The sequence below is a fragment of the Helicobacter sp. MIT 11-5569 genome, assembly GCF_000765695.2.
Taxonomy (GTDB): domain Bacteria; phylum Campylobacterota; class Campylobacteria; order Campylobacterales; family Helicobacteraceae; genus Helicobacter_D.
The window spans coordinates 1-26,409 of the sequence record NZ_JRPB02000004.1 but is presented as its reverse complement, the minus strand read 5'-3'; the positions used below and the strand labels follow the sequence as shown (position 1 = coordinate 26,409).

The following is a 26,409-nucleotide window of genomic DNA, read 5'->3' as shown; positions in this document are numbered from 1 at the left end:
AACTTTACTCAACCGTAACACTTTTTGCTAAATTTCTTGGCATATCCACATCATTACCTAAACGCACAGCAACTTCAAGCGCAAAAACTTGAAGCACAACCATCATTGAAAAAAATTCAACCATATAATGTTTTGCACTTGGAATCGCAATCCAATCATCACAACCTTCGTAATATTCAGCACTTAAAGCACAAATCATCGCATCACGTGCGCTAAGCTCTTCTACATTGCTTTTGACTTTATCATAGAGTAAATTTTGTGGCATTAATGTAACGCAAAATAACCCTAAGTCCGCCAAAGCAATAGGTCCATGCTTCATCTCTCCACTAGGATAGCCTTCTGCATGCAAATAGCTAATTTCTTTTAATTTTAATGCCCCTTCTAATGCTAAAGGATAGAAAATATCGCGTCCAATAAAAAAGAATCCATGTCCATGTAAATAGCGGCGCGATAAACGTTTTATGTGTTCATGGAGTTTTTTATCCACTTGTGTAGCCTTACTTGCTTCTAACATTGTGTTTGCTTCGTTTTTAAGCATAGCTTTATCTAGGATTCCACGTTTCTGCGCTAAAAAATTTGCTAAAATCCACAACACCATAACTTGTGTCGCAAAAGCCTTTGTGCTTGCCACACCCTTTTCAATCCCCGCACGCGTTAGCAAAGAATAATCACTTTCTCTAACAATTGAGCTATTATCTACATTACAAATTGCAAGCGCAGTTAATCCTTTTTGTTTAGCGAGCTTTAAAGCTTCAAGCGTATCAGCTGTTTCTCCACTTTGAGAAATCACAACAAATAATTCATTTTTATGCAAAATAGGTTCTTTGTAGCGGAATTCACTTGCAATTTCTACTTTTGTTTTTAGCTTTGCAATGCGCTCAATGAGATAACTTCCTGCTAAACTTGCATGATAGCTTGTCCCACATGCGCAAAGTGTAAGAGAATTGATAGAATCTAAATTTAGCGATTCTAACTCATCAAGACAGAATCCCTCTTCACTAACGCGCCCCATCATTGTTTCAAGCAATACTTTATGTTGTTCATAAATTTCTTTTTCCATAAAGAAAGTAAAGCCATCTTTTTGCGCAGAGAGTTTATCGCCACTTAAAGGCTTAATATTTTTTAATCGTGCAAAACTTTCTAAATCCATTTTTCCGACTTCTCCGTCTTCTAAATAACAAACTTCACTAGCAAGCCCAATCAAAGGCGCATCAGAAGATGCGAAAAAAACTTCTTTTGTCTTTGTATTTCTCGCAATAATCAACGGAGAACCATTTTTGGCATAAAAAATTGTATCTGGAGATTTTTGCGTGATAAGCAAAATCGCATACGCTCCTTTTAAATCAGAGATTGTTTTTTTAAACGCGCTAAATGGATCATTTCCTTGCGTTACGTAAGATTCAAAAAGATGCACAATCACTTCAGTATCTGTTTGAGAAGAAAAAACACAACCTTGCTTTTGTAAAGATTCCTTAATGCTTTGATAATTTTCAATAATTCCATTATGCACGATATTGCTATAATGTCCAATGTGTGGATGCGCGTTAATTTCTGTTGGTTTTCCATGCGTCGCCCAACGCGTATGTCCAATCCCTAAACCAAAACCACTAGAATGGAATCCCTCACATTTACGCTCCAAATTAATAAGCTTTCCTACTGCCTTAAAAGTATGCAATTCTCCATTTTCTAAAACAGAGATTCCAGCAGAATCATAACCGCGATATTCTAACTCTTTTAAGCCACTAAGTAAAAGAGATTTTTTTTCATTATTTCCAATATAACCTACGATGCCACACATAATTTTCTCCAAAAAAATTGATTGTGGCATTTTTGCATAAAATGCGTAAAGGAATGGTAAATGTGGCAAATTTGCTTCAAAACTCTTAAAAATTTTGCCCTTTATGTTAAAATGTATGTTTAAAATGTAGGCAAAAGGATAAAAGTGCAAACCTTTTTATTTACGGGAGCTGCTGGGTATATCGGCTCACATACAGCGTATTATTTTTTGAGCAATAGTGATTGTAAAATTGTAATTTTTGATAATCTTACAACAGGTTTTTTAGAAAATGTAGAGTTTTTGCAGCGCACATTTTCTGGACGCGTAGAGTTTGTTTTGGGAGATTTAGAAAATAGTGAGATTTTAAGAGAGACTTTTAGGCGCTTTAACTTTAATGGAATTGTGCATTTTGCTGCAAGTTTAATTGTGCAAGAATCTGTGCAAAAACCGCTACTGTATTTTAAAAATAATGTTGCAAATACAACCAATCTTTTACAAATTGCACAAGAATTTCAAGTCAATCGTTTCTTATTTAGCTCAACTGCGGCAGTATATGGAGAACCAAAAGGAGACGCAAAAGTTGTAGAATCTCTCCCAAAACTCCCCATTAATCCTTATGGAGAATCTAAATTAATGATTGAGAAGATTTTGCATGCGCTAGAGGTCGCAAACCCTAGCTTTAAAAGTGTGATTTTGCGCTATTTTAATGTTGCTGGGGCATTAATGGACAAACGAGGCGCATTAGGACAGAGAGCAAAAAATGCAACACATTTAATTAAAGTTGCGTGTGAATGTGCTTGCAAAAAACGTGAAAAAATGCAGATTTTTGGAGAAGATTATCCCACAAAAGATGGCACTTGCATTAGGGATTATATTCATATTGATGATTTAGCAAGCGCACATTTTTACGCGTTACAAGCATTGATAGAAAATGCAGAATCAGAAATCTATAATGTCGGTTATGGCAAGGGATTTAGTGTCAAAGAAGTGATTGCTTGTGTTAAAAAAGTAAGTGGAACAGATTTTATTGTAGAATCCGCGCAAAGAAGAGAGGGCGACCCTAGCGTGCTTGTGAGTGATAATCAAAAAATCTTAGCAAAAACACAATGGAATCCCAAATATGATGATTTAGAAACAATCTGTAAGAGTGCGTATTTGTGGGAAGAAAAACTAAAAAAGGATTAAGTTAATGAGATTTAGAGTCTTAGGCGCATTATACCTTCCTTTAGTTGTTTATAGCGATGTGTTAAAGGAGAGATTGTATGAAAAATTAGACTTTAGCGAAGATGAACGCGCTAAAGTTTTAATTTTAGACAAACAAATGCAAATTTTACAAGTTATCAGCGTGCAAAAAGGACAAAAAGAGCTAAAACTAAACTTTCAGGATTCTGATGAACTATTTATAACTTTTGTAGAAAATCCACAGCATTTAGCCTCTGCTCCTTTAGCAAAAGATTCTAAATATTTACACAACCTTGCAAATACAGAATCTAAAGAAATTCCAAAAGAATCTGCCACAACACTTAAAGAAGGCATAGAAAATGCAGATTTTGAAGGGAGCATTAGTCGCTATCAAGCGCGTTTTGAACGGAATCGCTTTTTTGGAGATTTTTTAGGATTTGAGCCTTATAAGTTTAACTACCTTTTACCAGCAAATGTTAATTTTAATAAAGATGAAAGTCAAGCAAAACGCACAGAAGCTAAGTTTCAAATTAGTATCAAAAAACTGCTTGTTGATGATTTATTCTTTAAAGATTTAGATTTATACTTTGCTTACACGCAGCAAAGTTTTTGGCAAATTTATGACAATGAAAACTCACGCCCTTTTAGAGAAAGCAATTATGAACCTGCTTTGTATTTTAGTTATCCCCTAGAAAACTACAATGTATTTTTTGATAGAGTAAATTTTGGCTATGTGCATCAAAGCAATGGTGGAGATTTATTAAAATCAAGGAGTTGGGATAGGCTTTTTGTAGAAGGTATTTATGGACATGAAAATTTTGCTTTAGGGCTTAAAGCTTGGTATCGCTTTAAAGAAAGTGCAAATAAAGATGATAATCCAGATATTTTAGATTATATGGGATATGGTGAATTAAGCTTAGGTTATGGGATTAATAAACATCTCTTTACGCTTACTTTGCGCAACAATTTACAATCTGATAATAGGGGAGCAATTATGCTAGATTACTCCTATCCTTTGTATAAGAATCTTTATTTGTATGTGCAATATTTTAATGGCTATGGAGAAAGTTTGCAAGATTATAATCGCGCTGTTGAGAGAGTTGGTGCGGGATTTTTGTTTGCAAGATAAAAGCGCAACTCCAAAAATTTGGAATCGCACTTGATGAAGTGCATTACTCCACTTCTGCGTCAATCACATCATCATCTTTTTTGTTGTTAGATTGCGCATTTGGATTTTGTCCATTATCATCTTTTTTATACATTGCCTCTGCAAGTTTATGACTTGCTTCTGTAAGCTCTTTAACTTTTGCGTCAATCTCTTCTTTGCTTGCATTTTCGTTTTTCAAAGTTTCTTGCAAAGCATTGATTGCGTTTTGGATTTTTTCTGCTTCATTGGTATCAATTTTATCTTTCATTTCATCTAGGCTTTTTTGGCTTTGATACACTAGGCTATCCGCTTGATTGCGCACTTCAATGATTTCTTTTTTCTTTTTGTCTTCTTCTTTGTTAAGCTCTGCGTCTTTGACCATTTTTTCAATTTCAGAATCTGATAACCCGCTAGAACCTGTGATTTTAATCTCTTGTTCCTTGCCTGTTGCTTTGTCTTTTGCGCTAACCGTTAAGATTCCATTTGCGTCAATATCAAAAGTTACTTCAATTTGTGGCACACCTCTTGGTGCTGCTGGGATTCCACTTAGCTCAAAGTTTCCTAACATTTTATTATCACGCGCTAGCTCTCTCTCGCCTTGTAAAACTTGAATCGTAACAGCAGGTTGATTATCTTCAGCCGTAGAGAAGACTTGATTTTTCTTTGTTGGAATCGTTGTTCCACGTTCAATAATTCTAGTCATTACCCCACCTAATGTTTCAATTCCTAAGCTTAAAGGCGTAACATCAAGCAATAAAACATCTTTAACATCACCTTTTAGCACTCCTCCTTGAATCGCTGCCCCCATTGAAACAACCTCATCAGGATTAACGGATTTATTAAGTTCTTTATCGATAAACTCTTTGACTCTTTCTTGCACTTTTGGAATTCTAGTAGAACCACCAACCATTACAACTTCATTAATTTCGCTTTTGCTCAAATCTGCATCTTTGATAACATTTGCAATTTTATCAATGGTTTGGTTGATATACTGCTCAATTAAGCTTTCAAATTTTGCGCGTGTAAGCTTTTTAACCAAATGTTTAGGACCACTTGCATCTGCGGTAATAAATGGCAAATTCATTTCAGTTTCTTGTGCGCTACTTAGCTCTTTTTTCGCATTTTCAGCCGCTTCTTTAAGACGTTGCAATGCCATAACATCGCCTTTTAGGTTGATTCCATTTTCGCTTTCAAATTCTGACGCTGCCCAATCAATGATTGCATTATCAAAATCATCTCCACCTAAAAACGCATCCCCACCTGTTGCTTTTACCTCAACGACATTATCGCCTGTTTCAAGCACGGTAACATCAAATGTTCCACCACCTAAATCATAAACAACAATATTTTCAGAATGCTTTTTATCCAAACCATACGCTAGAGCCGCAGAAGTCGGCTCATTAATAATTCTTAAAACATTTAATCCCGCAATTGTTCCAGCTTCTTTGGTTGCTTTTCTTTGAGCGTCATTAAAATACGCTGGCACGGTAATAACCGCTTCGGTTACTTCCTCGCCCAAATAACTTTCTGCGTCTGCTTTTAGTTTCATCAAAATCTTAGCTGAAATTTCTTGTGGGGTATAAACTTTTCCCGCAATCTCAATCGCACACGCTCCATTTCTATCAACAACTTTGTAAGGAAGACGTTTTTTAGCCTCTTGTGCTTTATCCTCATTAAACATTAATCCCATGATTCTTTTAATAGAATAGATTGTTTTTTCAGGATTCGTGATTGCTTGACGTTTCGCAGGGTCGCCAACTAATACTTCGCCTTTATCTGTAAAAGCCACGATAGAAGGTGTAGTATTTTTCCCTTCTTTATTTGCAATGATTTTTGCCTCATTACCTTCAAATACAGCCATTGCAGAGTTTGTTGTTCCTAAATCAATTCCTAATACTTTTCCCATTTTTTATCCTTTATGTTAAATTTAATTTATTTGGCGATACTTACCATAGAGGGTCGTAAAACTCTCTCTTTATACTTATAACCTTTTTGCATTACTGCAACAATTTCACCAGATTCGTGCGCATCACTTTGCACTTGCATAATCGCATCGTGAAAATTGGGGTCAAATCCACCATCAGTAGAAATAGGTTCAATCCCGTGTTTTGCTAGTGTTTTTAGCAAATTATCTAAAGTCAGTGCAATTCCTTCTTCAATTTTGCTTAAAATAGAATCGGATTCCTCTGCATTTATCTTAGAATCTTGAATACTTTTTAAGGCAATCTCAAGAGTATCAAGGCTTGGAAGCAAGTCTTTAGCGATTTTTTCATACGCATATTCTAATGCTTGGTCTTTATCGCGAATCAAACGCTTCTTAGTGTTCTCAAAATCCGCATAAGCACGCATATATTGCTCTTTTAGTTCGCTAATTTGTAATTGCAATGCTTCATTACTTACTTCGTCTTCTACTTTTTCTTGGATTTCATTTTCTTCTTGCGAATCGTCAAAAGCTGGATTCTCATTTTGCTCTTCTTGCATATTCTCTTGCACTTTCGCTCCTTAAAATATTAAATTTGAATATTTAAAATTGAATTTTAGCAATTATTCTTTCAAATTTCAAGCAAAATTATATAACTTTAGTCTATTATTGTCAAGATTAATTAATAAACTAAACTAAACTTTCTTAAAAATTAAAATTTAATCTTTCAAAAATACATGGTTTTATAGTGTTATACATGGGATTTTTTTGCTTTTAAGTAAAACTGCGTTATGCTTATAAAATTTTAAGAATCAAATAAAGGCATTACAATGCAGAGCATAAAAAAGTATTGCGTTATTGTTGCAAGTGTTTTTGCGTTTATCCATTTACCCTTAAAGGCAGTAGAACAACAAACAGAAAAAAATCCAGAATTTGTTGTAGAAAATGGCAAAACCATAATTCTTAGCACAAAACTAGCAAATCCAAAGCCCATTGTTGTGAATAAAAAAACTTACCATTGGGTTACTCACCCAAATGATACAACACGCAAAATTGCAATTTTAGCGATTCCCTACTATACAAAGCCTAGTTTAGTGAGATTAGAAAATGGTGATGCAGTAGAAATTGTGCAAGGAAATTATAAAAAAGAAGCAATCCAAGCAAGCCCAAGCAAGGTCAAACCAAACCCTAAAAACCAGGAGCGGATTAAAAAAGAGCGCGATGAAGCTAATGCAATTTATAGCAATTACAGCCAAACGCGTCTTTGGGATTCTGCTTTTGCCTACCCTATGCAAAGCAAAATTACAAGTGCTTATGGAAATGCACGCACATTTAATGGAGAAGTCAAAAGCTACCATAGTGGCACAGATTTTAGAGCTGCCATTGGCACAGAAATTTTTGCGAGCAATCGCGGTAAAGTCGTGATTGCAAAAAATCGCTTTTTAGCTGGTGGTTCTGTCGTTTTAGACCATGGAGAAGGCGTATTTAGTATGTATTATCATTGTAGTGAAATCAAAGTGCAGGTGGGACAAATCGTAGAGAAAGGTGATTTAATCGCTCTAAGTGGAGCAACAGGAAGAGTGAGCGGACCGCATTTGCATTTTGGAATCCTAGTGCGTGGCGCACAAGTAGATCCACTGGATTTTATTACACAAGTCAATGGTCTTTTTGCAAGCAATTAGGGGGATTCTATGGATTATAATATTGATGTGGAAATTTTAAAAAACCTCAAAACAATTTCACTTTCGATGTTTCGTAAGAATTTTTTTGGAATCTTTCATGGCTCTCTTTCTACCAAATTAGAAGAAGGGTATTTTTTGATTAACAAAAAAGATGCAATTTTTGATGATTTGGGTATGGAATCGCTAATTATGCTTTATCACAAAAGAGATTATCGCTGGAATGAAGCAAGTATTGACGCTTTTATTCATTCATTGATTTATCAAAATATTCCAAATGCCAAATACATAGCCTATGGAATGCCACCTTTTACTGTCTCTTATACACTCACGCATAATAAAATTATTCCCAAAGACTATTTTGGCTATAGAATGCTAGGCACATTAGATATTTATGACCCAAAGGATTTTGATAATTGGTATGAACGTGCTGATATTGAAATAAACCGCTATTTTAAAGAAAGCGATAAAAAAATTATGGTGATTCGCGGATATGGTGTTTATGCTTATCATCGTGATTTGCAAATGCTCTCTAAACTCTTCGCACTTTTAGAAAACACTTGCAAAATCCTGCATTTTAGTTCAATTTTAGAAGCTAGCAAGCAAAATCAAGATTTATTTGATATTTAGTTGCTTGTTCGATAGCGAAATTGCCCTTTTTTAAAGACCATATTTAAACCCCCAATACTATATAGCCATTTATTTTCAATAGTATTTTTCATAAATGCCGCAATCTCTCCTTTGACGTTTTTATGATAGACAATTCCTACACCATCTGTATGTCCTATGGAGCAAACCGTCCCTCTATGGTTAAATTTAAAAGGCTTGGTAAAATCTTTGCCTTCCAACTTTGCGCATAAAAGTTCTGCAACATAATCCCCCATTTGTGCAGCAAGTTGTGCTGTTGGCGCGTGGATTGCATCTTTATCTGCTGCAATAGCACAATCACCTACAACATAAATATTATCAAAATCCTTACATTGAAGTTGTGCATCAACACAGATTCTACCATTTTTGTTTGGAATGCTAGAATGCTCTACAATCTCACTTCCTTTAACGCCTGCACTCCAAATTATTGTGTTACCATAGACGCTACTAGACACACCGTTAGATTCTATAACGACTTCACCTTCTTTAATTTCTTTAATATCTGCACTCGATAAAATCTCCACACCTAAGTTTTTCAGTTTAGATTCCGCACTTTTTGCAAGCGCACTGCTAAACACCGGCAAGATATGTTTAGAACGCCCAATACAAGTTACTTTTGGAATATTACGGTCAATGCCACAGATTAAACAAAGCTCATCAAGCTGTGTGGCAAGCTCTGCGGCAAACTCAATTCCTGTAAATCCTGTGCCACAGACGATAATTTGCAAGTCATTAGGGTTTTTGGTATGCACAAATTCTTTAAATTTATTTTCTATATTTTTATCAATCTTTAAGGCTGCATTTAAAGATGAAAGTTTATAGGCGTATTTATCTACCCCTTTAACACCAAAATTATTGGGCTTAAATCCAAGTGCAATTACTAAAATATCATAAGAATATTCTCCCCCATTACCAATAACTTTATTTTCCTTTGGGGAAATTTGTTTGATTTTATCTTTAATAAAACACACTTTGTTTAAATCTAAAACTTTGCGATAATAGATTCTTGCTTTTCTTGCACTTAGAGTTCCTATTGCTACTTTGTGTAACAGAGTTGTTTGGTAATGGTAATCGTGCTTGCTAATTAATGTAATTTCTGCATTTCCTTGATATTTTCTTTGAAGTCCTAAAGCCACCTTTAATCCACCATATCCACCACCAGTAATTAGAATCTTTTTGGGTTGTTGCATCACCAATCCTTACTATAAACTTAAGTTTTATATTAAGATAAAGTTGTTGATAGAATCCTAAAAAGGTTAAAAAAATCTTTATTTTAAGAGCGTCAATGTGTATTTAAGGAATACTTTTTGCTTAAAATTAAAAAATTTTAAACACTATAAGGATAGCAATGCAAACGATTTATACAAATCAAACACATTCTGAAGCAAAGTTTATCAATTTTCCTAAATATGCAGAAGAAATGCCTTTCAATACCTTTTGCTTTGAAAGTGCTTTAAACCCTAAAGAAGAACAAGCGCAAGAAAAGGCAGAAATTTCACAAGATGATTTGACTTTAAACACAAAAATCATTCAAGACATTGTTGGGATTCCACAAGAGAACGAAGAGTTTTTACAAACATTGAAATTTCTAGCAAATTCTAAAGGAGAGGGTTTAGAAACAAAAGAAATAAAAAAACTAGAAGGAGAATTAAATCCCTTTTCCTATCCTAGAACTTTAAGGGTTTTAGAAGATTTAATGCATGAAAAAATCAATGCGCTTTACGCACAATCACAAAATTCTGAGGATTCTACATTGCAAACTTTATTGCTGTTTAAAGAGCAATTCTTGGAGTTTCCAAATGTAATGAAATCTTTAAAAGATGAAGCAACACGTGCTGCTGAAATGCTTGCTTTACTTTCTCCAAAATCTTTAGAAGAAGATAAAGGGGGAATTTATTTTCAAAGGGCAGAAGAATTGCAAAAAAGCATTGCTGCTTTTGCAGATGGTGCAAACAGCGGTATTGCTTGGATTAAAGGTTTTTTTGGAACGATTGCAGAGACATTAAGCCCTTTTGAAAAGGAACTTGTTTCTAAGCATATACAGATTTTCCAAGCATATTGGAGCGAACAAACAGATACCAAAAAAGGGATAACACTCAACAATGGAATGGTGTATGAAGAATATAGTGATTCTAATGGAATTAATGGATTTAATCTTATTGTTGATAATAGAATTCTCGCATACAGAACAGAGGCACTAAAAGATGGGAGCGTTCAAGCAGTCCTTGCAATCTTTGATAAAATGGCAAAACAAGATGATGTAGTCTCTTTAGTTGGTATTAGTGGCGAAATGGTAGCATCTTTTGAGGAGATTGAAAAACAAGGTTATCAAGCAATCGGACTAAAAACTAAATTTTTATAAGCTTTAGTAAGATATAATTTCGCTTTATCACATTTAGAGAGATGCAAATGCAAAATATTAAACGCTATTCTTTGATGATTTTAGCTGTGGCTTTAATGTATTTTTTGGTTGTCCTTCCAGAAATTGCACAAATTTTAGCAGGAGTTGCAATTTTACTCGTAGGAATGATGCAATTAAGCACAGGATTCAAAACATTTAGTGGGGGGATTTTAGAAAATATTCTTACAAAATCTACAGACACACGTTTAAAAAGTATTGTGTTTGGGGTTGTAACAACAATTCTTATGCAATCTTCTACGCTTGTATCTGTAATCTCCATCTCGTTCCTTTCTGCTGGATTAATTACACTTGCACAAGGTATTGGAATCTTATTTGGAGCAAACTTAGGAAACTCTGCTGGTTCTTGGTTGATTGTTGGATTAACAAGTATCAATATTTCTATGCTTGCGATTCCTTTAATCGTATGTGGAGTGCTTTTAGGATTCCAAAAAGACAGCGTTCTAAAAGGAATTGGAGCAATTTTTATGGGAATTGGCTTCTTCTTTTTAGGCGTAGATTATATTAAAGTAGGATTTGAATCTTATAAGGAAATTGTAGATTTATCACGTTTTAACTTTGAGGGGTTTAAAGGAGTATTAATCTTTGTAGGACTTGGTGCGCTCACAACAGGAATCGTGCAAAGTAGCCATGCAACCCTAGCGATTATTATCTCTGCGCTCATTAGTGGGCAAATTGGTTTTGAAAATGCTCTTGCCGCGACACTTGGGACAAGTGTTGGGGGAGTAGTAACTGCTGTTATTGCAAGCCTTAGCACAAACATTGAAGGTAAAAAGTTAGCAATCGCAAATTGTATTTTTAATTTTACAATTGCATTAATTGTAATTATTTCATTTCCATTTTTTGTAAAGTTAGTCAATATCATTGCAGAATTTTTAGGAATCAGTGCAGAAAATTATGCACTAAAAACAGCACTTTTCCATACTTTGTTTAACCTCGTGGCGGTGCTTTTCATCTCCTTATTTATCCGACAAATTGTCTATGTGCTTGATAAAATAGTCAAAGCCCCAAGAGATAGGGATATGGACGCTCCTTTATATTTAGATTCCAACATTATAGAATATCCAGACGCAGCTATTGATGCTTTGCAAAAAGAATCTGTGCATTTGTATAACAATGCTTATGCGCTTATAGCACACACTATTGGCTTCAATCGTAGTGATATTAGAGGCAAAGAAAGTTTTGATTCCATTGTCAAAAACAAAAAATGGTTTAGTGGTGATGTGGATTTAGATTATTTATATAAACGTAAGATTAAGGTGCTTTTTGATGCAATAATGGGATTTTCAACAAAAGCTCAAGGATATTTAGTAGAAGATGAATATAGAACAAATCGTATTTATTCTTTTAAGATTGCGGCACGCAACCTTACAGAAGCGACAAAAAACTTAAAACTTATCCAAGCAAATATAAAAGCATATTCTAAGTCTAAAAATCCTTATTTAGCAGAAAAATATAATACAATGCGCAAGGACTTAGGAATGCTCTTAAGAAGCGTAGAAGAACTAAAAGTGATGAAAGATGAAAACATGCAGTTAATCTTAAAACAACTCCTTGCTGCAAAAGACATGCCAAAAGAGTTTGATTATAAAAATATGCGTGATGTAGAAGAACTCATCAGTGAAGAAAAAATTAGTATAGCAAATGGAACTTCTATTTTAAATGATAGCGCATTTATTGCTGATATTGCCTCACATTTAATTGAAGCGATTGGTATTATTTTTACAAAAGAAGAATGGCAAGAAGAGCCTTCTCAAGCAGAATAAGCAATTAAAATTAGAATCGCAAGAGAGCTACTGCTTTAGATACCCCTCTTTAATAAGTAGCTCTACCACTTCTCTAAAAAGTGGGACGGCTGTGCGTGCAGCAAAATAAGCATTCGTTTCATTAGGCTCAAAAACACTAATACCAAAAGTGTATTCATTACCCGCTTTATCACTCGCAAAACCAAAGAAAGAGCTATTGTATTTGCTTACATATTTTCCTCCTTGTGCAATATGAGCCGTTCCTGTTTTTCCTCCTATGGTAATTCCTGGGACTTGAGCAGTCTTTCCTGTGCCATCACTGACGACTTTAATCAGTGTATTTTTGACTGCATTTGCTGTATTATCACTAATAATCCTAATAGGAGTTTGGTGTTTTATCTTATAGCGAATTAACTTAGAATCTTGAAGATACTCCACCAAATAAGGCTCATAAGCGATTCCATGATTAATAATTGTATTATAAGCTTTTAACATTTGGATAAAGGTTGTGCGCAAACCATAGCCATAAGAAGCAGTTGCACGATACACTTCACTACGAAATCTCCTAGAATCTGGAATAATACCCATACGTTCATAAGGCAAGTCAATCCCGCTTAAATTTCCAAAGCCAAAAGCTTGCAAACCCGCATTATATTCTGCTGGGCTTAGGCGTTGTGCGATTTTTGCCATACCAATATTACTAGAATAAAGCAACACTTCTTCAACACTTGAAGATTTTAATTTATGTGTATCTGTGATAGTGAATTTATCTAGCTTGAAACGCCCATTTTCCAAATCAATAATTTCATCTTGTCGCACTAAATTTTTATCTAAAAGCATTGCATAAATAATAGGTTTAATGATACTTCCGGGTTCATAAGAGTATTCAATAGCATTTGCATTGAGTTTTGCGTAATCTTGTCTTGTAATAGCATTGGGGTTAAAGCGCACATTGCTTGCTAAACTTAGAATCTTCCCGCTTTTGCTTTCCATAATGCCTACTAGAATTTCTTTTGCTCCCAATTCTAACGCATAGCGGTCAATCAAACGTTCTACTTTTTTTTGCAGTTTTAAAGGAATAGAGCTAATCACATCATAGCCATCAACGCGCTCTTTAAAAGCGGAATTCTTATTAAGTATAACATTAAAACCAATATCACGCTCGCCAATCATTAACAAATCACTATTTGGCTCAAGCTCTGCATCAAAACTTTTTTCAATCCCTTTAACACCATTTACACGTGTAGTTTTAGAATCATTTTCTTTATTAATATAGCCCAAAATTGGCTCCATACTATCTCCATAGAGATAATCACGCGATTCTCCACTCTCAACTATGGATAATCCATATTTAAAAATATTTCCATTTTTATCTTCATAGCTTTGAAAAACATCAAGTTGATTGAGTTTTAAATTCAGTTGCTTTAAATAACTCGCGCTTTTAGAATCTATACTATAAGAGAGTGTTACATTGCCTTTTTGTTCTAGCTTTTTTCTGACTTCTTGCTTTGGAATCTTGCTATAAATACTAAAAAGATTAATAAATAATTCTTTTTTTTGTGGATTAATATTATAGGTATTTACCACAGCTTTATAAACCTTTTTACTAGAAGCTAGTAAAAATCCATCACTGCTATAAATATTCCCCCTAATTGCACTTTCAATGCGTTTGGTTTGGAGATTTGGAAGTTTGCGCTCTGTAAAATTGCGGTAAAAAATCGTTCCTAAGAAAATACAAAATCCTACGGCTATTAAGATAAATAGCAGCAGGATTTTCCCTGCTTTTTTAGATTGTGTGCTATTCACAGATTACATTTGTGTTTTGATTAATTCTTTATAAGCACTAATTGCTTTGTTGCGCACTTCAAGCATTAGTTTCATGCTATTTTCTGCTTTTCCAATAACAACAGCTGCTTGATGTAAATCTTTAATTTGACCTGTTGCCATATCTGCCATTGCTTGTTCGGTTGTTTTTTGGTAAGCATTGACTTCATCTACTGCTTCTTTTAGCATACTGCCAAAACTTTTTGTAGGTGGATTTAAGTCATGGTTTGGCGATAAATTAGGGACATCTTGAAGTTTAGAGTTAAGCTTCTCTAAATCCACCCCATATTTTTTAATTTCCATTTATAATCCTTTATGCCTGGAACATTGAAATTGCTGTAGAAGCCATATTTTTGGCACTTTGGAAGACTGCGACATTTGCTTGATAAGCTTTTGATGCCTCAATCAAGTCTGCCATTTCTACAACAGGATTAATGTTTGGATACGCAACATAACCTTCAGAATTTGCATCTGGATGGCTTGGTTCGTATTTCATTTTAGGTTGAGTATCATCGCGCACGATTTTATCAACATAAACACTCATTAGCGTAGGCTTGGGCTTACGCTGCTCATCAAAACTATCCATTTCATCTAATGGATCTTCATATTCTAACAAATTATTGCTTTTTTCATACTTTTGATTTAAAACTTTATCAAAATCAAATGCTTTTAGCACTAATTCTCTTCTTCTATAAGGTCCGCCTTCGTCCGTTCGCGTGGTATTTGCGTTGGCAATATTACTTGAGATTAAATTTACTCTTTGGCGTTGGGCTGAAAGTCCATAGCCGCTAATATCAAAACTTGATAAAAACATTTATTCCCCTTATTAAATATTTCTTGAAGATTCAACAGCATAAGTATAGATTCCACCTTGCTTACGCAATGCTCCAACAATTGCTTGATACATAATATCATTTTTACCCATTTCACTTGTTTCAATATCTAAATCTACGCTATTGCCATCATTTCTTGCTAAATGTCCATCACGATAAAACATTGTTGGTTGATAAGGATTTATATCTTTTGCTGGCAACAAATGATTTTTGTTAGTAATTGCGACATCAAGCTCCAAATCACGATTGCGATTAAAAATCTCATCTGCTTTTAATGCCATCATTTGTTCAAAATTTACATCTTTTGGACGATACATAGGAGTAGAAACATTAGCGATATTACTAGCAATCATATCACGGCGCAATGCTCTATGGTCTAGTGCTTCTTGTGCTAATTCACGTGCTGGGCTATAACTAAAAATACTCATAGTAACTCCTAAAAAGATAAACTTACCATAGAGTAAAGCAAGTTTTGTTCCAAAATATCTATTTATAGAGATTCTTTTAAAAAAAATTTGGAATCTTTTTGGAATTGCTCTAAAAGCGTATTAAAAGCCATTTTATAATCCATAACTCCAATATCCCCTCCTCCAAATTCCATAACTTTTAAAATCCCTAAATCTTTTAAAAAATGTGCAATTTTTACATAATCAAGAATGCTATCTTGGTCGAGATGTCGGACTTTATAGACGACACTTTTTTGAGATTCCAAACCCAACTCATCTTTTAAGATTCCGCTAAAAGTTTTGTCAAAACGATAAGGAACATTTGCAACAGACTCGACAAAATGCACAAAAGTATATCCTAGATACTGATTACCAAATGTAAGAATTTTGCTATTAAGATGAAGCATTTTATCAAAAATAGAATCTTTACCTAGTGCTTCATTGCTAATTTGACATAATTCTTTAGCTAACTTCCCTTTAATAGCAAAAGAAAAAATCGGGCAATGTGTGCGTATTGCTCCATTTTTTAAAAAGAAATCTCCTAGCATTCCAACTTTTGAAGGTGTATTACACACATCAAAGATTTTATTTTCACAAAAACTATAAGTAAAAGTTGGAATCAATACATTTCCCTCATCGCCACAAATCTTAACAAAAATATCAAGAATGGCTTTATTAAAAGTTTCTTTGCTCTGCAACGCAATCCCAAAACGCCAAATCTCTGTATGCACACAGATACTATCTCCGCGTTGAACTCCAAGCGCACAAAGAGTATCTTCTAGCATTTGTGTTGTGTAAATTTTATCTTTAAATTTAACAAGCTGCATCGCTAATTCTTTAATAAAACATTCTTTTTGCTTAGAAAAGTTGAAATTGTATTGAGATTTGTGTAATCTTCAATATCAATCTCTTCTCCAAAAATACTAACTTGATAATGCCTTTCTAGTTTTTCTATCAAAGCCATTAGCGCAAACGAATCCAAAAAACCATCAGCGATAAAATCGCAACTCTCAAGGTTTATATCTGGAATTGTCTCTTGCAAGATTTGTTTTAAACTATTCATTAGATTCCTTTAATGTTAGATGGATTGCGTCTTTTTCGTTTTTGGTGTAGTTTAAAATCGTATAGATTTTGCCATTTTGCATAACTTTTGGCAGAGGAATTGCTCCGCTTTTTTGACAATCCATAGAACGCAAAAAAGCCCATTGTTTTTGTGTATTCCAAGTTGTATCCAAAAAGCCATTATTTGGTAAATCTTTTTTAAGATGCAGAGTAGATTTTTTGAAATGTTCTTGTTTTGTGCAATCAAAATTCCATTCTAAAATTTTGTCTTTAATTTCTACAAAAGCGTTATAAGCACTTTTTAATTGCTCTTGCGTGAGCGTAAAATAAGTATATTCCAAACCTAAATCAATGTGCTTTTGAAGTATAATATCCCCACAATCAATATCTTTATTCACACAATGCCAAGTGATTCCACTTTCTTTATCTTCTTCAAAAATGCTCCACATTTGCGCATTTAATCCACGATGAGCAGGGAGCAAAGAATTGTGATAATTGATAATTTTTAGAGTATTTTTCTCTAAAATTTCAGGCGGAAAGATATAATAATTATTTGCGCTAATGATTAGGCATTCTTGTGTAATACTAGAGAGATAATCCTTTAAAGCAGAACTTTGCGTAAAATTTGTATAGGATATTTTTTGTTTTTTACAATAGTTACCAAAAAATGAAAGATTAGATTCCTTAAAAGAAGCGCATTGTAAAGCATAAGAAGAGGATTGTAACGCTTTTAAAATCCATAAAGGTAAATTTCCATTGCCCAAAATTAAAATTTGTGCAAACCTTACCATACATTACCCCCTAGTCTTTTTACTTAGAGTAATGTAAAAATAACAGCTTATTAAAGCTGTATAAAGAGCGATTAAATCCCCCCCCCCCCCGCTAAAGTCTTCTCTCTCAAGGGATTCTACTTGTGCTTCTTTGTCATAACAATAATAAGCCTTAGGGGGATTAGTTAGCAAGAAAAAAGGTTCTTCTTTAAGGCGATTTTGAAGAAAACTAAAAAGCTCTTGTGTTCTTAATACATAGATTCCACTTGCTCCAAGAGGGAAGAATTGCAAGATTCCATTTGCTAATAATTCCTTTAAAAGTCGTACATAACTTACCTTTGCGCCATCATCCATCGGGCGGCAAAAATGATAAAACTCTGTTTGGAATCTCTCGCTCTCCATTGTGATAATTTCTCCCAAAAATGGCTTAAAAAACCTATATTTCACACCACACATAGCCTCAACATAAACGACAAAAGTGCAAACGCGTATATCAATACCCAAAAACAGCATTAAAGCATTTTGTTCCTTTAAGCGAGAATACACACTATCTTTGCTAAAAGGATTATTTTCTAATGTGTTTGCAGAAAGAATTGCTTGAGCATTTTCACCAAAACCTACGAAATTAAACATCGGGTGATTGCTCCGATATTTAGCTACCTTCCGCAAACTTTCATTCAAGATTCCAATCACGCTTTTTTGCTCCCTTAAGTCGCAATAGTGTGTTTTGGGAAAATCATAATTAAAAGTCGGCACAATAAGCGTGTTTCGCGCACTCAAATCCAAACAAAAATCCCTAAAAACTTGTGGAATCCTAGAAAACTCTTCTCCCTCTAATCGTCCTAAATTCTGTAATGCGCTATGGATTAAAAGCGTATCTTTATCTTTTAGGATTTTAAAAATTTCTTTGACTTGCTTAAAATTATAGCTTTTCATAAGAAATCCCCATAAATCTCTGCTATTTGCGTATAAATTTGCACAATGGATTCCTTAAATTCCTCATTATTCCAAGCTTTATTGCTTAACAAACTCCATTCAAGTTTATGCAAAAATTTATCTTTCTGTTCTATCGTATCAATATGCACATTGCCTAAATATTTTTGCAAAGACATAGCCAAAACTTCCGCAGCGCGAAAAACAAAAATAAAAAGTGGAATCTCTAAAAGGACTTGAAGATTTTGCCTAAGCTGCTTTTCTAGCTCTATACTATGCACTCTAGCCAAAGTGCAAGGGTGAGTAAGGCTGGAACTATAAAACAAATCCATCAACGCTGCTGGAAAGAATCCTAAAATCTCTCCTTTAGCACTAACACGCGGAAAATAAGGATAGATTCTACATAGAAGCGGACGCATTGAGTGTGGGTTACAAAGCCCAGAGCATTCACAAGAGAGAAAATATAGCACAAATTTTTTACCATTTTTGAGCGTAAATTCCTCTTTTTTTGCGGGTGTTGTTATGTTTTGGATTCCACCTTTTTGCCTATAATATTCATATTCTCCTTCTAAAAGTGCAAGTGTAACGGCTTTTTGGTTTAAAATCTTGAAGTTTTCTCCTAAGAAATTTTTACAACAATAAGAATCGCAAGTTGAATAACAATCTTTAAAATACACAAATTCCAGCTTATAAAGCTCTTCCCAATTAATAACTTGCATTTTGATTCTTTAAGGATTCTACAATCTTGCAAAACTTGCCAAATGTGCTAAATTCATCAGGGTCAAACTCGCTTAAATCAAGCTCAATCCCTAATTCCTCTTCAAGTGTGCTTAAAAGCTCTAAAAAACTCATAGAATCTAAACTCTCGGCACTAAAAAGTGGTAGATTTTCAAAATCCCCTACATTGAGTGTTGGATTTTTATCTTTTAAAAACTCAAAGATTCTTTTCTTTAACATTTTTTCTCCTTTTTCTTTAGTAGCCCACTTGCAATAAACTTTTCTAAATATTCTTCTAAATCCAACAAATTAAATCCACAAATCTCCGCAATTTCAAGTAAATCAAGCTTACCATCACAATACATTAAAAGATTGCGCATATCTTTGATTTGATGGATAGAATCTTTGGTGCTAAGAGTTGGATAAAGCCCTCTTTTGCCAAGCTGTGGCTCACAAAGAATCGTATTTTCATACACATCATTGATTTCTACCGCTTTTAGCACGCGCAAGACATATTCTAAACTCTCGCTCAAACTTTGCGCACTAAGCAAACTCAAATCATCTAGGCTTGTGTGATACTCTAAATATTCTCCAAATTTTGTCCGCATTAGTGTGCAAAATGGTAAATCAACGCCCGGCGCACAGTATTGTCTCTCATCACTTCCACGCTCCAAATAGGAATATGTTTTAAAATTTTTATAAAAATGCTTTAAAATGTGTTTTGTGGCTCTATCAGCTAAGTTATTTTCGCTTTTAGAATGCAGCACAGAGTAATTTCTATTATCCCCTATGCAAGTTAGAATAAATCCTGCGACACAAGATTCCTTTAGCGCGTTTAAATGTCTGCTTAAATAATAAATGCTTCCTATTGTCTCTGGCACAAATAAGATTCTATAAGAATAGCGATTTTCTCTTTGGCTTAAAAGCTTTGCAAGAGCGTAACACATTAGGATTCCGCTTAATTCATTATTTGCCATTTGTGGATGACAAATATAAGTGCTAAGCACAATTTCTTGCTTACTTTTTCCTGGGATTCTTATCTCTCCATAACTCATTGCGCCATTTTCTAGCTTACTATCAATTATGACTTGAAATTTCTCTTGTGAGTTTTCATACTCTTTTTGAAGTGCTTTAAAACTCGCAAAATCTAAACAGAATCCAAAATACTCTTTGTAATAAGAAGTAATATAAGGAATCGCTTTGGGCTGCTTTTCTAAAAAATGCAAATGCTCTTTTAGCTCTGCAAAGGTTAATTGAACGCGCGTTGGAATAGAATAACCCACCAAATGCAAATTATTCTCTTTAAAATCGCAGATTTTCTCTCCGCTTGGCGTGATAATATAAGCATCTTTAACATTCCATTCCTTTGGAATCTTCCAATCAAAAGCCCGCGTGTTAGTTGGAATCTCATAAATCTCCAAAGTCGCAGTTTTTAAAGAATCTTTTAAGATGTTTAATGTTTTGCGATTCCCATCTCCGCTTAAAGAACGTGGAATCTTAAAAAGGGTTTGCGCTAGCGCATACATTTCCTTGCCATAATCTAGGAAGCAAGTAATTGTGGGGGGGGGGGGCAATATGATAGACTAGCCAATCTTTAATGGCATTTCTATCAACTTTTCCATTTGCATTAAGTGGGAATTTTTCTAAAGAAAAAATCTGTCGTGGAATCATATAATGCGGGAGTTTTTGACGCAATGCGCTTAAAATCTCTTGTGCATTACAATTTGTATCCTCAATCACAGCATAAAGCACATCAAGTGCATTTTCTTTTAGCACAATCGCACGCGCTCTTTTATTGCTCACCACACTTAGCGCATTATCAATCTCTAAAAGCTCCACGCGGAATCCTTGAATTTTCACCTGCTCATCAATACGACCTAAAAAGCAATACGCATTTAATGTGGTGTCAAATTTACCTAAATCTCCTGTTTTATACCACCTAACCCCATTTTCTTCTATGAATTTTTCTTGTGTTTTAGTAGAATCCTTATAGTAGCCAAGTGCGATTTGTGAAGTCTCTTGCGCAGCCTTTGCACTTCCTAGTAGAATCTCTCCTGCTTCGCCATTTTTTACTTCCTGATTTTCTGCATCTCTTAAAGATAGCGCAAGCCCTTTAAAGGGCAATCCAAGCGGCAAAATTGTCTCTTGTAAAGACGGAATTCCATTTGCAATTCCACCTTTTTGAATAAAACGATAATATGTAAAGCTAATTGTCGCTTCTGTAGGACCATAGAGATTATCAAGTAAAGAATTTGGAGCAGCCTTTGCAAAGGCAAGCGCAGACTTCAAGGGTAGTGCCTCCCCGCAAAACAAAGAGATTCTAAGGCTTGGCAAGGAATTTTCTTTTAGAGTTTTTAAGTTTTGCAAATATGCAATTAAAGATGGGGGAGCAAAAAAGACGCTAAGTTGCTTTTGTGTGATAAATTTCATCGGATTTAACAACCAAATTTGCGGAATCACAACAAGCGTCGCTCCAGAAAGTAATGTGCAAAAAATATCGTGCATACTCAAATCAAAAGTTAAATCAAAAAATTGTGAGATTCTATCGTGTTGTGTAAAATGATATAAATCTTGTATGCGCTTGACATAAGCAATAAGATTATTGCGACTTACCAAAACTCCTTTTGGGATTCCAGTGCTTCCGCTTGTAAAAAGCAAATATGCTGGGTTAGAATCCGCTTTGTTTTGCGGAATCTTAAAAGTGGAAATCTCAAAATTCTCTAATCTAGGAATTTCTAGGAAGTTATGTTGTGGAAATTGCTTTGCTAGTTCTGTGCTGCTTATTCCATAGCATAGAACAAAAAGTGGCTTTATGGAATCTGCAATAGAGCAAAAAGATTTAACACATTCTGTGCATAAAAGCATTAATTTAGATTCCGCGCGTTCAATCATATTGCTTAAACGCTCATTTGGAAACTTAGGATTTAAGGGAACATAAGTATAGTTAGCAAGCACACAAGCCACAACACTAGTATAAACCTCTAAAGAACGTGCGCCAAATAAAATTACGCTATTTTCTTGCGCGAAGTTTTGGCGCAGAAAGTTAGCTAGTGCCTTACTTGAAGTTTCAAGCTCCGCATAAGTGATTGTCTTCTTATCCACTTCTATGGCGCAATTACTTGCGTATTGCTTAAAAACATTTTCAAATGCTTTACTTAAAGAATCCATACTCACCCTAGCTTAAAATAAATGTGTGATTATATCTAAAATTATTAAAAGTGTTGTTATAACTTTAAGCTTCACACCTGCACATCAAGCATTGCTTCTTGTTTAGGTTGTGTGTTTGTAGATTGATAAAAGTTATCAACATTTTGTGTGATTTCTTTGACAATAGAAATGACTTCATCTTCAAAGTTAGGATTATTTGCTAGATTCTTTTCTAAAGTATCTTTAGGGAGTTTGGTTAAGTTTTGGATTTGTGAAAAAATATCAGTTTGTTCTTGTTGATTATTTGTATCTTGTGTTTGTTTTGCTTTAGGATTTCCTTTTGCATTATCAAGCATACTTTGTAAATCTTGGACTGAAGTAGATTCTAAAGTTTTATCACTAAGTTTAACACCTTCTTTGCTTAATTGCTCTTGGAGAGATTTTTTGAGCATTTTAGCATTCTCTTCCATCATTTCAAGTGGAGCAAAGTCTGGAATCGGAAGTCTTCTTTTTTCCATTTCTACAGCAATTTCATAAAGACGTTGTTTAGCTTCTTTAACAGTCCTTCTTTCATTATAAAGTATTTTGCCATCTGCATTTTTATCTTGCTCTAGGCTTTGATTTAATGCACTTTCTATGGAATTTGGTGCAGTCAATGTCCACTCTTTCCCATCTGTAACTGCGTGAGCCCTTTGATAATTATCCGCAGCAATAGGCTGAATCTTATTTCCAAATACAGCTACTAGAACAGTTGGTATAGTAGTAAGCTGTAATTTCTCATCATCATCTAAAGTTCCATCTTGATTAATATCTGCTCCAAGATAACCTCTTTTATAGGCAATATCTCCAAACCAACCACTAACAAACTTTTCTGCTTCACCTTTTAGGAGAATATTATCTCCATCTCTCTTGATAGAATTTTCACCAAAAAGATTTTGAAGATTACTTAGATTTTTATCACTTAGTCCTACTTTAACATAAGCATGATTAAGTGGGTCTCTAAAATAGACATTATTAGAATAAGCACTCCCATTGCTTGTTTTAATGCTGCTAATTTGTAGTTCTTCTGCTTTTGGTTCTGTGAAGTTTGGATTGAGTGCAGAGTAATCAACACTCCGCATAAGCCATTCAATATTAACAACATTCTCCGGGCTTAAGTTTTTAGCGTTTGAATTGTGAGTATTTAAACCTAGTATCATATGGAATAACTCTTATTTTCCAATATACCAACTCATAAACGCATTAGAAAGAATTGCTTGATTAGAGGTTTGAGGATATTTATTTGCATTATAGTTATTTGTCCAAGGCTGTTGAATATAAGTATGTCCATACCAACTAGCAGTAAAAGGTCTATACCCTCCTACAACTTCACGCATTTCTTTATCATTTAAAACTTTTATGCCTTCACTTTGTTCATTTAAAGCACCATTTGTCGCAATAGCAATTACATCAACTTCAGCACTAAAACCTAGACTGCTGATAAATAATAAACTTAAAAGTATTTTTTCATTTATTCTATATCTCCTTGTTATTTTCTAACATTTTTATTTTAAATTATTTTTTGTTAAATCTTGTTGTTTGAAAAAATATTTTTTTATAATATTTAGTTAGATGTTACTTTTTGGGATTTTATTTTTTTAATGTAACAAACAATGATAACCTTAAAGAAAAGCTTTTTGCAAAAGTTTTTTAGTTAATTTTAATAAAATTTATCCCCTTTTTGTAAAGCGTAGCATAACAACGCGGGTGGCACTGGGTGTCCCTCCTGTTGGAGTAAAAATTAATTATACTGATATTCTTGTTTTATTTTTATTTACAAGATTTTGATTATAATTCCTTTATGAGTAGAAAAGAAAAAATAAAAGCAATGATTGATTTTTACAAATCTCTTATTTTAGCATTATTAACTGCATTGTTTGGTGTATTAGGATATACTTTTATTAATTATGAAAAATATTCTCTTGAAAACACATATATTGTGGTTATGGTTGTTGTATTCTTGCTTGTTACCATAGCAATACTGATTAAAAGTTTTTTAAAAGAAGTAAATAAACTAGAAAAGGAGAAAGAATGACAACAGGTTTTATAGCACTAATTGTTTCTTTTGTTGGGTTTTTCGGTGCTTTATTTTATGTGATTTACAAATTATCAAAGGCATAACTACAGAGAGGAAATTTAATTTATTTCTCTCCCACCTTTTTACCGTTGCATTTCTAAAGCACAAATCTCTTCATATAATAATCTTTTCTAATAATTTTGTTCCCTTCTGAATTCAATAAAAAAGGGGTGAAATTGACCCAGGCGAAAGAATAGTTACGATTGAAGATTCCCAAGAACTTTTTGTAGAGAATTGCAATAAAACACAGCTTACCGCGCCAAAAGAAGAGAGTGAAATATATTCTTATCAATCCACGATTAATAATTCTATGTGTTTGTATCCAGATAGACTATTTTTGGTGAGATTGATATTAGAAACACTTTTACATTTTTAGGGATCGTGTTATAATTCTGTAATGATGATGTCTGAATCCTCGTGATTCGTAAATAGCTTCCATAGGAATGGTGATTTTCGCTTCTAAATATTGATTATTCTCTTGCCCCAACTTTACCAAACTATTTCACACCTGCACATCAAGCATTGCTTCTTGTTTAGGTTGTGTGTTTGTAGATTGATAAAAGTTATCAACATTTTGTGTGATTTCTTTGACAATAGAAATGACTTCATCTTCAAAGTTAGGATTATTTGCTAGATTCTTTTCTAAAGTATCTTTAGGGAGTTTGGTTAAGTTTTGGATTTGTGAAAAAATATCAGTTTGTTCTTGTTGATTATTTGTATCTTGTGTTTGTTTTGCTTTAGGATTTCCTTTTGCATTATCAAGCATACTTTGTAAATCTTGGACTGAAGTAGATTCTAAAGTTTTATCACTAAGTTTAACACCTTCTTTGCTTAATTGCTCTTGGAGAGATTTTTTGAGCATTTTAGCATTCTCTTCCATCATTTCAAGTGGAGCAAAGTCTGGAATCGGAAGTCTTCTTTTTTCCATTTCTACAGCAATTTCATAAAGACGTTGTTTAGCTTCTTTAACAGTCCTTCTTTCATTATAAAGTATTTTGCCATCTGCATTTTTATCTTGCTCTAGGCTTTGATTTAATGCACTTTCTATGGAATTTGGTGCAGTCAATGTCCACTCTTTCCCATCTGTAACTGCGTGAGCCCTTTGATAATTATCCGCAGCAATAGGCTGAATCTTATTTCCAAATACAGCTACTAGAACAGTTGGTATAGTAGTAAGCTGTAATTTCTCATCATCATCTAAAGTTCCATCTTGATTAATATCTGCTCCAAGATAACCTCTTTTATAGGCAATATCTCCAAACCAACCACTAACAAACTTTTCTGCTTCACCTTTTAGGAGAATATTATCTCCATCTCTCTTGATAGAATTTTCACCAAAAAGATTTTGAAGATTACTTAGATTTTTATCACTTAGTCCTACTTTAACATAAGCATGATTAAGTGGGTCTCTAAAATAGACATTATTAGAATAAGCACTCCCATTGCTTGTTTTAATGCTGCTAATTTGTAGTTCTTCTGCTTTTGGTTCTGTGAAGTTTGGATTGAGTGCAGAGTAATCAACACTCCGCATAAGCCATTCAATATTAACAACATTCTCCGGGCTTAAGTTTTTAGCGTTTGAATTGTGAGTATTTAAACCTAGTATCATATGGAATAACTCTTATTTTCCAATATACCAACTCATAAACGCATTAGAAAGAATTGCTTGATTAGAGGTTTGAGGATATTTATTTGCATTATAGTTATTTGTCCAAGGCTGTTGAATATAAGTATGTCCATACCAACTAGCAGTAAAAGGTCTATACCCTCCTACAACTTCACGCATTTCTTTATCATTTAAAACTTTTATGCCTTCACTTTGTTCATTTAAAGCACCATTTGTCGCAATAGCAATTACATCAACTTCAGCACTAAAACCTAGACTGCTGATAAATAATAAACTTAAAAGTATTTTTTCATTTATTCTATATCTCCTTGTTATTTTCTAACATTTTTATTTTAAATTATTTTTTGTTAAATCTTGTTGTTTGAAAAAATATTTTTTTATAATATTTAGTTAGATGTTACTTTTTGGGATTTTAT

27 protein-coding genes are annotated in these 26,409 nt (G+C 33.8%); 7 read left to right on the top strand and 20 right to left on the bottom strand.

The genetic code is table 11. The features are described 5' to 3' along the window. Window positions 1–4: 4 nt before the first annotated feature. Window positions 5–1,798, bottom strand: coding sequence for a glutamine--fructose-6-phosphate transaminase (isomerizing) (gene glmS, locus LS70_RS04780; protein WP_034290204.1), 1,794 nt, complete (start codon window positions 1,796–1,798; stop codon window positions 5–7). A gap of 144 nt (window positions 1,799–1,942) precedes the next feature. Here glmS and galE point away from each other — a divergent pair, with 144 nt between their 5' ends. Beyond that, window positions 1,943–2,962 (top strand): UDP-glucose 4-epimerase GalE, encoded by a 1,020-nt coding sequence (galE, locus tag LS70_RS04775; protein ID WP_034290165.1) that lies wholly within the window; start codon window positions 1,943–1,945, stop codon window positions 2,960–2,962. Window positions 2,963–2,966: 4 nt separating this feature from the next. Beyond that, window positions 2,967–4,088: a phospholipase A gene (locus LS70_RS04770; protein WP_034290167.1), complete on the top strand. Its 1,122-nt coding sequence runs from the start codon at window positions 2,967–2,969 to the stop codon at window positions 4,086–4,088. Between the two features lie 43 nt (window positions 4,089–4,131). Here LS70_RS04770 and dnaK read toward each other — a convergent pair whose 3' ends face one another. Continuing rightward, entirely contained in the window at window positions 4,132–6,012 is a 1,881-nt protein-coding gene (gene dnaK, locus LS70_RS04765; protein WP_034290170.1) for a molecular chaperone DnaK, read from the bottom strand. 26 nt (window positions 6,013–6,038) lie between these two features. Next, entirely contained in the window at window positions 6,039–6,587 is a 549-nt protein-coding gene (grpE, locus tag LS70_RS04760; RefSeq protein WP_034290206.1) for a nucleotide exchange factor GrpE, read from the bottom strand. A gap of 270 nt (window positions 6,588–6,857) precedes the next feature. On the opposite strand from grpE, the gene LS70_RS04755 reads away from it, so the two are divergent. Both LS70_RS04755 and LS70_RS04750 read left to right on the top strand, forming a co-directional pair. After that, window positions 6,858–7,709, top strand: a complete 852-nt coding sequence (locus LS70_RS04755) for a M23 family metallopeptidase (RefSeq protein ID WP_034290172.1) — start codon at window positions 6,858–6,860, stop codon at window positions 7,707–7,709. 9 nt (window positions 7,710–7,718) lie between these two features. Then, window positions 7,719–8,336 carry a class II aldolase and adducin N-terminal domain-containing protein gene (locus LS70_RS04750; protein WP_034290174.1) on the top strand — a complete coding sequence of 206 codons (618 nt, stop codon included), beginning with the start codon at window positions 7,719–7,721 and terminating at the stop codon, window positions 8,334–8,336. Here the strand turns inward: LS70_RS04750 and LS70_RS04745 are convergent. Beyond that, window positions 8,333–9,544, bottom strand: a complete 1,212-nt coding sequence (locus LS70_RS04745) for an NAD(P)/FAD-dependent oxidoreductase (protein ID WP_034290176.1) — start codon at window positions 9,542–9,544, stop codon at window positions 8,333–8,335. The two genes, LS70_RS04750 and LS70_RS04745, sit on opposite strands and share 4 nt — an antisense overlap. A 158-nt stretch (window positions 9,545–9,702) precedes the next feature. On the opposite strand from LS70_RS04745, the gene LS70_RS04740 reads away from it, so the two are divergent. Together LS70_RS04740 and LS70_RS04735 are read left to right on the top strand one after the other, a co-directional pair. Beyond that, on the top strand, window positions 9,703–10,716 hold the full coding sequence (locus LS70_RS04740; protein WP_034290178.1) for a hypothetical protein: 1,014 nt from the start codon (window positions 9,703–9,705) through the stop codon (window positions 10,714–10,716). Between the two features lie 47 nt (window positions 10,717–10,763). Then, window positions 10,764–12,539, top strand: a complete 1,776-nt coding sequence (locus LS70_RS04735) for a Na/Pi cotransporter family protein (RefSeq protein ID WP_034290181.1) — start codon at window positions 10,764–10,766, stop codon at window positions 12,537–12,539. A 27-nt stretch (window positions 12,540–12,566) separates the two neighbouring features. Here the strand turns inward: LS70_RS04735 and LS70_RS04730 are convergent, their stop codons facing one another. The 14 genes from LS70_RS04730 to LS70_RS09935 form a co-directional block, all read right to left on the bottom strand. Beyond that, window positions 12,567–14,324: a peptidoglycan D,D-transpeptidase FtsI family protein gene (locus LS70_RS04730; protein WP_034290183.1), complete on the bottom strand. Its 1,758-nt coding sequence runs from the start codon at window positions 14,322–14,324 to the stop codon at window positions 12,567–12,569. Window positions 14,325–14,327: 3 nt separating this feature from the next. Then, complete coding sequence (gene fliE / locus LS70_RS04725) at window positions 14,328–14,645, bottom strand: flagellar hook-basal body complex protein FliE (RefSeq protein ID WP_034290185.1); 318 nt, start codon at window positions 14,643–14,645, stop codon at window positions 14,328–14,330. 10 nt (window positions 14,646–14,655) lie between these two features. Continuing rightward, entirely contained in the window at window positions 14,656–15,156 is a 501-nt protein-coding gene (gene flgC / locus LS70_RS04720) for a flagellar basal body rod protein FlgC (protein ID WP_034290187.1), read from the bottom strand. 12 nt (window positions 15,157–15,168) lie between these two features. Continuing rightward, entirely contained in the window at window positions 15,169–15,603 is a 435-nt protein-coding gene (gene flgB, locus LS70_RS04715; protein ID WP_034290189.1) for a flagellar basal body rod protein FlgB, read from the bottom strand. A gap of 62 nt (window positions 15,604–15,665) precedes the next feature. Continuing rightward, complete coding sequence (locus LS70_RS04710) at window positions 15,666–16,448, bottom strand: AAC(3) family N-acetyltransferase (protein ID WP_052083405.1); 783 nt, start codon at window positions 16,446–16,448, stop codon at window positions 15,666–15,668. Window positions 16,449–16,450: 2 nt separating this feature from the next. Next, window positions 16,451–16,684, bottom strand: coding sequence for a phosphopantetheine-binding protein (locus LS70_RS04705; RefSeq protein WP_034290191.1), 234 nt, complete (start codon window positions 16,682–16,684; stop codon window positions 16,451–16,453). Beyond that, complete coding sequence (locus tag LS70_RS04700; RefSeq protein ID WP_052083406.1) at window positions 16,677–17,474, bottom strand: formyltransferase family protein; 798 nt, start codon at window positions 17,472–17,474, stop codon at window positions 16,677–16,679. Before LS70_RS04700 ends, LS70_RS04705 begins: the two co-directional genes overlap by 8 nt. Window positions 17,475–17,477: 3 nt before the next feature. Then, a complete protein-coding gene (locus tag LS70_RS04695; RefSeq protein ID WP_138109362.1) occupies window positions 17,478–18,389 on the bottom strand; it encodes an AAC(3) family N-acetyltransferase in 912 nt (303 codons plus the stop codon). Further along, window positions 18,386–19,105, bottom strand: coding sequence for a hypothetical protein (locus tag LS70_RS04690; RefSeq protein WP_034291361.1), 720 nt, complete (start codon window positions 19,103–19,105; stop codon window positions 18,386–18,388). Before LS70_RS04690 ends, LS70_RS04695 begins: the two co-directional genes overlap by 4 nt. Then, window positions 19,092–19,343, bottom strand: a complete 252-nt coding sequence (locus tag LS70_RS04685; protein WP_034291358.1) for a phosphopantetheine-binding protein — start codon at window positions 19,341–19,343, stop codon at window positions 19,092–19,094. The genes LS70_RS04690 and LS70_RS04685 overlap by 14 nt, the downstream gene beginning before the upstream one ends. Then, window positions 19,337–20,629 (bottom strand): DUF4910 domain-containing protein, encoded by a 1,293-nt coding sequence (locus tag LS70_RS04680; protein ID WP_034291363.1) that lies wholly within the window; start codon window positions 20,627–20,629, stop codon window positions 19,337–19,339. The genes LS70_RS04685 and LS70_RS04680 overlap by 7 nt, the downstream gene beginning before the upstream one ends. Further along, a complete protein-coding gene (locus LS70_RS04675; protein ID WP_138109361.1) occupies window positions 20,601–22,271 on the bottom strand; it encodes an AMP-binding protein in 1,671 nt (556 codons plus the stop codon). Before LS70_RS04675 ends, LS70_RS04680 begins: the two co-directional genes overlap by 29 nt. A gap of 71 nt (window positions 22,272–22,342) precedes the next feature. Further along, complete coding sequence (locus tag LS70_RS04670) at window positions 22,343–23,449, bottom strand: hypothetical protein (protein ID WP_034291495.1); 1,107 nt, start codon at window positions 23,447–23,449, stop codon at window positions 22,343–22,345. A gap of 12 nt (window positions 23,450–23,461) precedes the next feature. Next, window positions 23,462–23,626, bottom strand: coding sequence for a hypothetical protein (locus LS70_RS09935; protein ID WP_161594702.1), 165 nt, complete (start codon window positions 23,624–23,626; stop codon window positions 23,462–23,464). A 491-nt stretch (window positions 23,627–24,117) separates the two neighbouring features. Between LS70_RS09935 and LS70_RS04665 the strand changes: the two genes are divergently transcribed. Then, window positions 24,118–24,324, top strand: a complete 207-nt coding sequence (locus LS70_RS04665) for a hypothetical protein (protein WP_138109360.1) — start codon at window positions 24,118–24,120, stop codon at window positions 24,322–24,324. A gap of 544 nt (window positions 24,325–24,868) precedes the next feature. Here the strand turns inward: LS70_RS04665 and LS70_RS04655 are convergent. Beyond that, window positions 24,869–25,975 (bottom strand): hypothetical protein, encoded by a 1,107-nt coding sequence (locus LS70_RS04655; protein ID WP_034291495.1) that lies wholly within the window; start codon window positions 25,973–25,975, stop codon window positions 24,869–24,871. Window positions 25,976–25,987: 12 nt separating this feature from the next. Further along, a complete protein-coding gene (locus tag LS70_RS09930) occupies window positions 25,988–26,152 on the bottom strand; it encodes a hypothetical protein (protein ID WP_161594702.1) in 165 nt (54 codons plus the stop codon). Window positions 26,153–26,409 lie beyond the last annotated feature (257 nt).

Excerpts from the sequence above, each read along its gene's own strand:
- glmS (WP_034290204.1), bottom strand. The coding sequence starts at position 1,798 with ATGTGTGGCATCGTAGGTTATATTGGAAATAATGAAAAAAAATCTCTT.
- LS70_RS04770 (WP_034290167.1), top strand. The coding sequence starts at position 2,967 with ATGAGATTTAGAGTCTTAGGCGCATTATACCTTCCTTTAGTTGTTTAT.
- dnaK (WP_034290170.1), bottom strand. The coding sequence starts at position 6,012 with ATGGGAAAAGTATTAGGAATTGATTTAGGAACAACAAACTCTGCAATG.
- grpE (WP_034290206.1), bottom strand. The coding sequence starts at position 6,587 with ATGCAAGAAGAGCAAAATGAGAATCCAGCTTTTGACGATTCGCAAGAA.
- LS70_RS04755 (WP_034290172.1), top strand. The coding sequence starts at position 6,858 with ATGCAGAGCATAAAAAAGTATTGCGTTATTGTTGCAAGTGTTTTTGCG.
- LS70_RS04750 (WP_034290174.1), top strand. The coding sequence starts at position 7,719 with ATGGATTATAATATTGATGTGGAAATTTTAAAAAACCTCAAAACAATT.
- LS70_RS04745 (WP_034290176.1), bottom strand. The coding sequence starts at position 9,544 with ATGCAACAACCCAAAAAGATTCTAATTACTGGTGGTGGATATGGTGGA.
- LS70_RS04740 (WP_034290178.1), top strand. The coding sequence starts at position 9,703 with ATGCAAACGATTTATACAAATCAAACACATTCTGAAGCAAAGTTTATC.
- LS70_RS04735 (WP_034290181.1), top strand. The coding sequence starts at position 10,764 with ATGCAAAATATTAAACGCTATTCTTTGATGATTTTAGCTGTGGCTTTA.
- fliE (WP_034290185.1), bottom strand. The coding sequence starts at position 14,645 with ATGGAAATTAAAAAATATGGGGTGGATTTAGAGAAGCTTAACTCTAAA.
- flgC (WP_034290187.1), bottom strand. The coding sequence starts at position 15,156 with ATGTTTTTATCAAGTTTTGATATTAGCGGCTATGGACTTTCAGCCCAA.
- flgB (WP_034290189.1), bottom strand. The coding sequence starts at position 15,603 with ATGAGTATTTTTAGTTATAGCCCAGCACGTGAATTAGCACAAGAAGCA.
- LS70_RS04710 (WP_052083405.1), bottom strand. The coding sequence starts at position 16,448 with ATGCAGCTTGTTAAATTTAAAGATAAAATTTACACAACACAAATGCTA.
- LS70_RS04705 (WP_034290191.1), bottom strand. The coding sequence starts at position 16,684 with ATGAATAGTTTAAAACAAATCTTGCAAGAGACAATTCCAGATATAAAC.
- LS70_RS04700 (WP_052083406.1), bottom strand. The coding sequence starts at position 17,474 with ATGGTAAGGTTTGCACAAATTTTAATTTTGGGCAATGGAAATTTACCT.
- LS70_RS04695 (WP_138109362.1), bottom strand. The coding sequence starts at position 18,389 with ATGAAAAGCTATAATTTTAAGCAAGTCAAAGAAATTTTTAAAATCCTA.
- LS70_RS04690 (WP_034291361.1), bottom strand. The coding sequence starts at position 19,105 with ATGCAAGTTATTAATTGGGAAGAGCTTTATAAGCTGGAATTTGTGTAT.
- LS70_RS04685 (WP_034291358.1), bottom strand. The coding sequence starts at position 19,343 with ATGTTAAAGAAAAGAATCTTTGAGTTTTTAAAAGATAAAAATCCAACA.
- LS70_RS04680 (WP_034291363.1), bottom strand. The coding sequence starts at position 20,629 with ATGTATGCGCTAGCGCAAACCCTTTTTAAGATTCCACGTTCTTTAAGC.
- LS70_RS04675 (WP_138109361.1), bottom strand. The coding sequence starts at position 22,271 with ATGGATTCTTTAAGTAAAGCATTTGAAAATGTTTTTAAGCAATACGCA.
- LS70_RS04670 (WP_034291495.1), bottom strand. The coding sequence starts at position 23,449 with ATGATACTAGGTTTAAATACTCACAATTCAAACGCTAAAAACTTAAGC.
- LS70_RS09935 (WP_161594702.1), bottom strand. The coding sequence starts at position 23,626 with ATGCGTGAAGTTGTAGGAGGGTATAGACCTTTTACTGCTAGTTGGTAT.
- LS70_RS04665 (WP_138109360.1), top strand. The coding sequence starts at position 24,118 with ATGATTGATTTTTACAAATCTCTTATTTTAGCATTATTAACTGCATTG.
- LS70_RS04655 (WP_034291495.1), bottom strand. The coding sequence starts at position 25,975 with ATGATACTAGGTTTAAATACTCACAATTCAAACGCTAAAAACTTAAGC.
- LS70_RS09930 (WP_161594702.1), bottom strand. The coding sequence starts at position 26,152 with ATGCGTGAAGTTGTAGGAGGGTATAGACCTTTTACTGCTAGTTGGTAT.